Origin of the sequence: Pararhizobium sp. PWRC1-1 (assembly GCF_049897905.1) — a bacterium.
Lineage (GTDB): Bacteria > Pseudomonadota > Alphaproteobacteria > Rhizobiales > Rhizobiaceae > Pararhizobium.
Window position 1 is genome coordinate 255,596 of sequence record NZ_JAFCXE010000007.1, and the last position, 8,655, is coordinate 264,250.

An 8,655-nucleotide genomic window follows, 5' to 3' on the forward strand; every position below is an offset into this window, starting at 1 on the left:
TGTGTTCTGCTGTCAGAAACTGGCAGTAGCCCACCATCCCGTTGCCTTTTTGTACTCATTGCCCCCTTCACATTTCGCCGGACTCTCTCCATATTCCCTTCATGTCGAAAGCACCGAAAAAATCCCCCCATCCCGACCTTGGCGGCTTCGAGGAAGCTCCCCAGGCCTCGTTCGAAGGCGCCCCCCTGTCGTCCGGCTCGCTGTCGTCGAATGTTGCCGACTGGGCCAACGAGCTGCAACGCATGGCCGAGGCCGAGACCATCGAGACCCGCCACGACGTTGCCTCCAAGGCCGGCAAGCACCGCAAGAAGGTCGAGATCGCCGCCCAGAAGGCGAAAAACGATAAAGCAAACGAGGGCGTTGGCGCGAGCAGAAGTGCCCGTGGCACCTCGATGGGCGGCACGTCCGACCCGAAAGCCCGCGCCGCCGCCGGGCTGAACCCCGTGGCCGGTATGGACACGGCGCTTGAGGATGCGCTCGCCCCCTCCGCCGTCACCGCCACTGTCGAGGCCCTGTCGGCGCTGATCGAGAGCGGCAATCCGCTGTTCAAGGACGGCAAGCTGTGGACGCCGCACCGGCCGGCCCGCCCGGAAAAATCCGAGGGCGGCATCGCCATCCGCATGCAGTCCGATTTCGAGCCCGCCGGCGACCAGCCGACCGCCATCAAGGATCTCGTCGAGGGCCTGTCGAATGGCGACCGCAGCCAGGTGCTGCTCGGCGTCACCGGCTCGGGCAAGACCTTCACCATGGCCAAGGTGATCGAGGCCACCCAGCGCCCCGCCGTCATCCTGGCGCCGAACAAGACCTTGGCGGCGCAGCTCTATTCCGAGTTCAAGAACTTCTTTCCCGACAACGCGGTGGAATATTTCGTCTCCTACTACGATTATTACCAGCCGGAAGCCTATGTGCCGCGCTCGGATACCTTCATCGAGAAGGAGAGTTCGATCAACGAGCAGATCGACCGCATGCGCCACTCCGCCACCCGTTCGCTGATCGAGCGCGACGACGTCATCATCGTCGCCTCGGTCTCGTGCATCTATGGTATCGGCTCGGTCGAGACCTATACCGCCATGACCTTCCAGATGACGGTCGGCGACCGGCTCGACCAGCGGCAATTGCTCGCCGATCTCGTCGCCCAGCAATACAAGCGCCGCGACATGGATTTTCAGCGCGGTAGTTTCCGGGTCCGTGGCGACACGATCGAAATCTTCCCGGCCCACCTGGAAGACGCAGCCTGGCGTATCTCGATGTTCGGCGACGAGATCGACGGCATCACCGAGTTCGATCCCTTGACCGGCCAGAAGACCGACGACCTGAAATCGGTGAAAATCTACGCCAATTCCCACTACGTGACGCCGCGCCCGACGCTCAACCAGGCGATCAAGTCGATCAAGGAGGAGCTGAAGCTCCGTTTGGCCGAGCTGGAAAAGGGCGGCCGTCTCTTGGAAGCCCAGCGGCTGGAGCAGCGCACCCGCTACGATATCGAGATGCTCGAGGCGACCGGCTCCTGCGCCGGCATCGAGAACTATTCGCGCTACCTCACCGGCCGCAGTCCCGGCGAGCCGCCGCCGACTTTGTTCGAATATATCCCCGACAACGCCCTTTTGTTCATCGACGAAAGCCACGTCTCCGTCAGCCAGATCGGCGGCATGTACCGGGGCGACTTCAGGCGCAAGGCAACCTTGGCCGAGTACGGTTTCCGCCTGCCGTCCTGCATGGACAACCGTCCCTTGCGCTTCGAGGAATGGGACGCCATGCGGCCCGACACGATCGCCGTGTCGGCAACGCCGGCGGCGTGGGAGATGGAACAGGCCGGCGGCGTCTTTGCCGAACAGGTCATCCGCCCGACCGGCCTGATCGATCCGCCGGTGGAAGTCCGCCCGGCAAAATCCCAGGTCGACGACGTGCTTGGCGAAATCCGCGAGACCGCGCTGGCCGGCTACCGCACGCTGGTCACCGTGCTCACCAAGCGCATGGCCGAAGACCTCACCGAATATCTGCACGAACAGGGGATTCGCGTCCGCTATATGCACTCGGATATCGACACGCTGGAGCGCATCGAGATCATCCGCGATCTGCGCCTCGGCGCCTTCGACGTGCTCGTCGGTATCAACCTTTTGCGCGAAGGCCTCGACATTCCCGAATGCGGCTTCGTCGCCATCCTCGATGCCGACAAGGAAGGCTTTTTGCGCTCGGAAACCTCGCTGGTCCAGACCATCGGCCGCGCCGCGCGCAACGTCGACGGCAAGGTCATCCTTTATGCCGACAACATCACCGGCTCGATGAAGCGCGCCATGGAGGAAACCTCGCGCCGCCGCGAAAAGCAGGTGGCCTATAACGAGGCCCACGGCATCACCCCGGAATCGGTCAAGGCCCGCATTTCCGACATCCTCGATTCGGTCTACGAAAAGGACCATGTCCGTGCCGATATCGGCATCAGGGGCGTCAAGGGCGGCATCACCGACATGGTCGGCAACAATCTCGCCGCCCATCTCGAAGCGCTCGAAAAGCAGATGCGCAACGCCGCCGCCGATCTCGATTTCGAGACCGCCGCGCGCCTGCGCGACGAAATCAAACGCCTCAAAGCCGCCGAACTCGCCGTCATGGACGACCCGATGGCCCGCCAGGAAGCACGGGCGATGGAAGGCGGCGGCAAGAAGAGCGGCAAAGCCAGCCGCGAGTCTCTTCTCCCCGCCGGCGGGGAGAAGGTGCCCGGCAGGGCTGATGAGGGGCAAGCCACCAGCCTCTTCGCCAAACCGTCGCTCGACGACATGGGCCCAGGCACCGACATGACCCGCCCGGCCCGCGCGGCATCCCCGGACGGTTCCCGCCCGCCTGTGGGCACTGAGGGTCAATCCGGATTCCGTAAACCCAACCTCGACGAGATGGGCCAGGACATCGCCACGCCCGCCCGCAGCCTGTTCCGCAAGAACGACCTCGACGAAATGACCGTCGGCCGCACCGAAAAACCGATGAACACCAGCGGCAAGCTGCCGGAAAAGCCGAAGACCGACCCCGGAAAACGCTTCTCGCCGCTGCTCGAAGGCCAACCGGAAAAGCACGACGCTTCTTCTGCGTCATCCACCTCCGCTCCGTCATCCTCGGGCCGAGGATCCAGCGCCGACGACCCCAAACCCTTCATCCGCGCCAAATCCGGCGCCGGCTCCTACGAGGACGCCGGCGACCTCAAGCGCCAGAAGAAAACCAAGGGCAAAACCGGCCGCCCCGGCCAATAACACCCTCCTGGTAACACCCTCCCCTTGAGGGGGGGCGGCGCACCGCGCCGGGGTGGGGTGACAACCACACCCACAGCCCCAATCTCCGCCTTGTGGGGAGATGCCGACTTTGCCGACAGAGGGGGCCATCCTCAAACTCCACCCGCTCCCTCTTCTCCCCAGCGGGGAGAAGGTGGCCCGTAGGACCGGATGAAGGGGCCGAAGGCACCCTTTCCAACTCCGGCCGCGCCGCCCCTCATCCGCCCTGTCGGGCACCTTCTCCCCGTCGGAACGGGGAGAAGGAACAGCGGCAAACTCTCCCTTTCTCCCAACCCGAAAATCGCCCACTGGCCAGCAAAGTCGCGGCAACCTCCGTCATCCCCTCTCCCCGCGCGCGGGGAGAGGGCTAGGGTGAGGGGCAAGTCAACCGAGGCCTTTCGTACTCCCCCACCCACATCCCCAAAAATGCTGCATGGCCAGACCACCGCCCATCGGCTACTCCTCAACCAACACCCGCCGCCAAAGGACCCGCCATGCGCATGCCCGCCCTCTTCCTGTCCGCCTTCTGCGCCCTGTCGGCGCTCTCGGCCCTGCCCGCCGCCGCCCAGACCTACAAGACTCCGGAAGCGCTGCTCAAGGCGCTCTACAGCTATGACACATCAAAAACCGCCGAAAACGCGCCGTCGCTCTATTCGCCGTTCTTCTCCGACCAGCTGAACGCCCGCTTCCAGGACGATGCCGACACGACCGAACCCGGCGACAGCGGCACCATCGATTTCGACCCGGTGATATCAGGCCAGGACGGCGCAGCCACCGACGTCGACGTCGGCCAGCCGATCGTCCTCGACGATACCGCCGAGGTCGAGGTGACGTTCAAGAATTCCGAGCCGGTGACGCTCTACTACACGCTGGTCAAGGAACACGGCGGCTGGAAAGTCGACGACATCGCCAACCAGCAGGGCGAATACCCGTGGAGCCTGAGTGCGTTGTTTGATGGGGCGCAGTAGTGCCTCAGACTCACCGACCCTTGATACTTAAGTAATTGTATTGTTAGGAATCCACTGTGGCGCTATTGGCGCCAAATCCCTCCGGAGGCGGCGAAGGCTTAACGTTCAAGCTACATGAAAGCAATCTCTACCCTCGCCCGTTGCGGGGGATGACCCAGACGACGGCGTAGTTCTTTTGCGATTGCGGGAAAATGGTTGATATCATAATCCAGCCGAATAGGATTGTTGTCTTGTGCAACCAGTGGGATAAGTAGCTTCGACACCTCTCGTTGATAGGGCTACAGCACGCGAATGAGCAAATTGCATCTCTTCATTGGTTCTTCTGTCGAAAACATAGAGCTAGCTCGGGCTGTTCAGACCTCGTTAGAATATGACGCTTCAACGACGGTGTGGACCTCTGCCTTTCCACCCTCTCACTTCCCTTTAGAGGCTTTAGAGAATTCGTTAGAAAAAGCCGATTTTGCGGTATTTATCTGCTCGCCGGATGACATCACTAATATTCGAGGCCAAGAACTCAAGACCGTTCGCGACAACGTGATTTTCGAGTTAGGTCTGTTTATGGGGCGGCTTGGCCGAAAAAGGACATTTTTGATTAGCCCGAGAGGCGCGGTCCCGCACCTGCCAACAGACTTAAACGGTATTTATCCAGAAGATTTTGAACCCGCTCTACTGAGTAATCCCGAGACCGCCTTGGGGCCAGCCTGCAACAAAATTCGTACAGCTATGAGGCACTTAGGCGCACGCCAAAGACCAAATAGAGATTTGCAAGAGGCAGAAGATGCACCCAAGGTGGAAACACAACCTGCAGTTACTGCCCAAAGCCCCTCGCCGGATTGGAGACTCGAGGATTATCGTCGAGCGATTTTCTTCGCCATGCTTCGGGATGACGGAGCAGAAACTTTGCAAGTTGACGCCGCATTCCGAGCTTCAAAGCTCATAACTTCGCCTGAATCAGTCGCCGAATGGGAGGCATGGATTGAGATTGCACGCATCTCGGCTGGAGGTCGAGTTGATTTGAAACTGCTCAGAGACCGAGCAGATGCGTATCCGGAAAACGCGCAATTAAAGGCACATCTGGGAAGTGGGCTGTCACACTATGGTGACGAAGCGGGCGCCGCCGGAGCGTATCGAGATGCAGCGAAACTCGCGAAGAGGATGGAACTTGCGGCTAGCAGCGTCATACAAACTCTGGAGGCGGAGAAAAATCTACGTGGTTTGTCGTCTGCAACCACTTTAAAAGCGCTACTACATGGCGTCCCCCAACAAAGCCACGCAGAAAAACTTGCATTTGTGGAAGCAATGCACGCGATCTCGAAAACTGCAAAACTTGTGGAAGTTTCCAAAGCAATTGCTGAAGTAAGTTTGTCTGTTGCTCCAGATGACTCATCCGTTCGGTTTGAACTGGCTAGAGCTTATGAAGGAGACAATCAGCACCACCTATCGATGTTACACTATCAAAGCATCCCGCGAGACGATCGGAGCGGGACTGCCTGGAACAATCTGGGTGTTAGCTACGTGAATCTGAAAATTCCAGGCATGGCGATCCGAGCATATGAAGTTGCCGCCCAATTGGGTGAGACCATCGCCGATGGCAACTTGGCCCAGAAATTGTTAAGTGCAGGTTTCTACGATGAAAGCGAGTAGAAAAAGCTATCTCCTTGCCTGAACATCATGAAAGCCTGATTGGTGTCCTTTCCTCAATAAGAGATGCGAGGGAATCTGATGAATCAGACCTACTGGACGCAGAATCGAAGGCTAAGGATCAACAAATTGGCCGTTTAGCGATCGGAAAATCGGCCCTCGATGTTGGCGGAACCGAAATAGAAGGAATCTGGGAAACTCAAAATTGCCGAGTTACATTAAGGAATAAGGGAGATGGCCATTACATTGGTACGGGTGAAGTATCCAAAGAAGTCAAACAGGGTGGTCTTGTCGGACTGTTTACTTCGAACTTGATGAGTATTGAGACCTCTAAGGTCGTCATCCAACTAGCTCGCTTCGGAAATGCGCTAGAAGGAACTTTAACTATTGAAAGCTCTGCCCGACCGTTGAGCCTTCTAGGGTCGTTCAACTCAGAGAAGCGCCTTGTGCTTCATCTAAGTGAAAACGGCACAAAAATTGAAGGCCTTGAAATTGGATATGACGAGAAACCCATTTCCTGGCACCGTTCTGACCAGTCCGCGATCGGCGCAGCCCTCGCTTCATTTGCCTCTGAGACACTCCCCAAGTAGACTGGAGAGTTGCGTAAGTAAGTTCGCCACCAAGCCGGACATGACATTATGCTGCAATTCGACTACGGGTGCTTTCCACATCTCGCGGGGTTGGTGACTGGTTTTATAAGCGCTTAGTACTTCCTCGCACTTACGGCCTCCAACTCCCAAAAAGTGGGGATAAGAAGCTGCTGCAAGAGACACTGCCTTTCCGCATCTCCCTAAAAGAAAGAAGAAGCGAAACCAATATTTTACCAACTCTCAGCGTTCGTTTTTATCGATGCGAGGCCCCCACCTTCCCTTCAAAATCCCCTCCCCCAAAACCCATGGCATACTTCTCCCATCCCGCCACGGATACACTGCCAGCCGTGGCAGCGAGGCGGGGCCGGTGCCGGGTTTGAGGAAAAGACGGAAATCCTCACCTCCGGGGCTCGCGGAAAATGGTCTCCCTCCGGGGAAACCCACCCTCCGTCATTCCTGTGCCTGTCACAGGAATCCAGTGCGCCGTGTCCACGGCGCGCAAAACTCTTTTCTCCTTAACAGAGAAAGTCTCTCACCGCGCCGACGCGCGGTGGCTGGATCCCCGGCACAAGGCCGAGGAAGACGGAGGAGCGAACTGCGCACCGCAATAAAGCGACGACGGGGATGCATGAGCGCTACCAAGATGCGCCACCTCCATCTTTCTTCCTGAGATAGATAGCAAAAAATCAACACCTTAACCTAAAACCCTGCCTCCCATCCCATCGCCATCCGCATCCCCACCACCCCTCCAAAATCCCCGCCCCCAAAACCCATGCCATACTTCTTCCGTCCCGCCACGGATACACTGCCAGCCGTGGCAGCGAGGCGGGGCCGGTGCCGGGTTTGAGGGAAAGACGGAAGTCCTCACCTCCGGGGCTCGCGGAAAATAGTCTCCCTCCGGCGACACGGGGAGAGACGGGGGTTTTGGCCCTTGTCTCTGGAAGCCCGAAAGAGCGCGCCGGGCGTGCCTGTGCGGCACACAGGGTGGCTGAGCGGATGGTTTCGCCGGGTGTAAGAATCCGGCGGCGGCCGGGTGAATCGTTGCCGACAACTTGGTTCGGCCGGGATCCATCGGGTCAGACGAACACCGTCCGCCTTCACCACCTCAGAGAGACCCAAGTCGCGGGCAAAAACCGCCGAACGGGGCGCTGAGAGGTGTCACTTTTTACTATCAAACGCGGCAGCTCTCAGCGCCCCGTCCACCCCTGATGTTCAAACCACGGCGAGATTTTTCGCGCGTGACCATTTTTCGCGCGTGAATGGCGGCGCACGCTCCGGTCACGCGACAAGGCAACGGAGATGAGACATGCCCCTTCCCCTCCAGACCTGGCTGATGGCCCGCACCGCCGAGATGCTGGCAGTGCCGCATCTGGCCTGCCGCCGCCGCGATTGCCGCCGCAAGAACGCTTGCCTCTGGCATTTCAAAAACAGCGGCGAGCCCTGCTGCCTGCGCAACCTGACCGCCGCGCAGCGCCAGATCTTCGACGAATTTTGCGGCCAGGCCCAGATCATCCTCGATCATGGCGGCCATCAGGGCCTGACCTATGCCTGGGGCGACCCCATGCAGCGGGCGCTTCTGGACGCCGCCGTCGAGATCGCCAGAACCGCCGTCCCGCCCCACGACAAACGCCGCTTCGACGCCTTCCGCCGCGACAGGGAAAAAATCCCCCCGCGCACGCCGCCGGTGGCGAAATGAACAAGGACCGGGAGCCACCCCGGGCCTTTGCCGGATGCCACAGAGCCTCCCTCACCCTCCGTCATTCTCGCCCTTGTGGCGGGAATCCAGCCACGGCGCGTCCGCGTCGTGAAAGGACTCTTCCAACCGGACGACCCAAAGAGTCTCCCGCGCCGCCGACGCGGCGCAGTGGATTTCTGTGACGGGCACAGGAATGACGGAGGATGGAGATGCATCGGAGAAAAAAAGGGGCAGCACGCTCCGGCCTTTGCCGCATCCCGCAGGACCACCCTCACTTTCCGTCATTCTCGCCCTTGTGGCGGGAATCCAGCCACGGCGCTTCCGCGCCCGTGAATGGACTCTCCCACGCAACTGCCAAGAGAGTCCTGCGCGCCGCCGACGCGGCGCACTGGCAACTGTGTTTCTACGTTTGTGAAAAAATTGTTTTGTCCCTCGTGATTGCGTTTGCGATGGCGAGTATTTTGCGTGCGAGGGCAATGATGATGACCTTGAAAGGCTTGCCGCGT

General features: G+C 59.6%; 6 protein-coding genes. All 6 read left to right on the plus strand.

Annotated elements, in window-relative coordinates:
• The first annotated feature begins 101 nt into the window (after positions 1-101).
• Entirely contained in the window at positions 102-3,236 is a 3,135-nt protein-coding gene (uvrB, locus tag ACP7E0_RS13950) for an excinuclease ABC subunit UvrB (protein ID WP_426125622.1), read from the plus strand.
• A gap of 512 nt (positions 3,237-3,748) precedes the next feature.
• Complete coding sequence (locus ACP7E0_RS13955) at positions 3,749-4,222, plus strand: DUF3828 domain-containing protein (RefSeq protein ID WP_426125623.1); 474 nt, start codon at positions 3,749-3,751, stop codon at positions 4,220-4,222.
• A 291-nt stretch (positions 4,223-4,513) separates the two neighbouring features.
• The gene (locus ACP7E0_RS13960; protein WP_426125624.1) at positions 4,514-5,866 is read left to right on the plus strand and encodes a TIR domain-containing protein; all 1,353 of its coding nucleotides are present in this window, start codon (positions 4,514-4,516) and stop codon (positions 5,864-5,866) included.
• Between the two features lie 14 nt (positions 5,867-5,880).
• Entirely contained in the window at positions 5,881-6,453 is a 573-nt protein-coding gene (locus ACP7E0_RS13965; RefSeq protein WP_426125625.1) for a hypothetical protein, read from the plus strand.
• A gap of 1,306 nt (positions 6,454-7,759) precedes the next feature.
• Positions 7,760-8,149, plus strand: coding sequence for a hypothetical protein (locus ACP7E0_RS13970; protein WP_426125626.1), 390 nt, complete (start codon positions 7,760-7,762; stop codon positions 8,147-8,149).
• A gap of 203 nt (positions 8,150-8,352) precedes the next feature.
• Positions 8,353-8,655, plus strand: a 303-nt coding sequence (locus tag ACP7E0_RS13975; RefSeq protein WP_426125627.1) for a hypothetical protein, incomplete at its 3' end; no start/stop codon positions are given.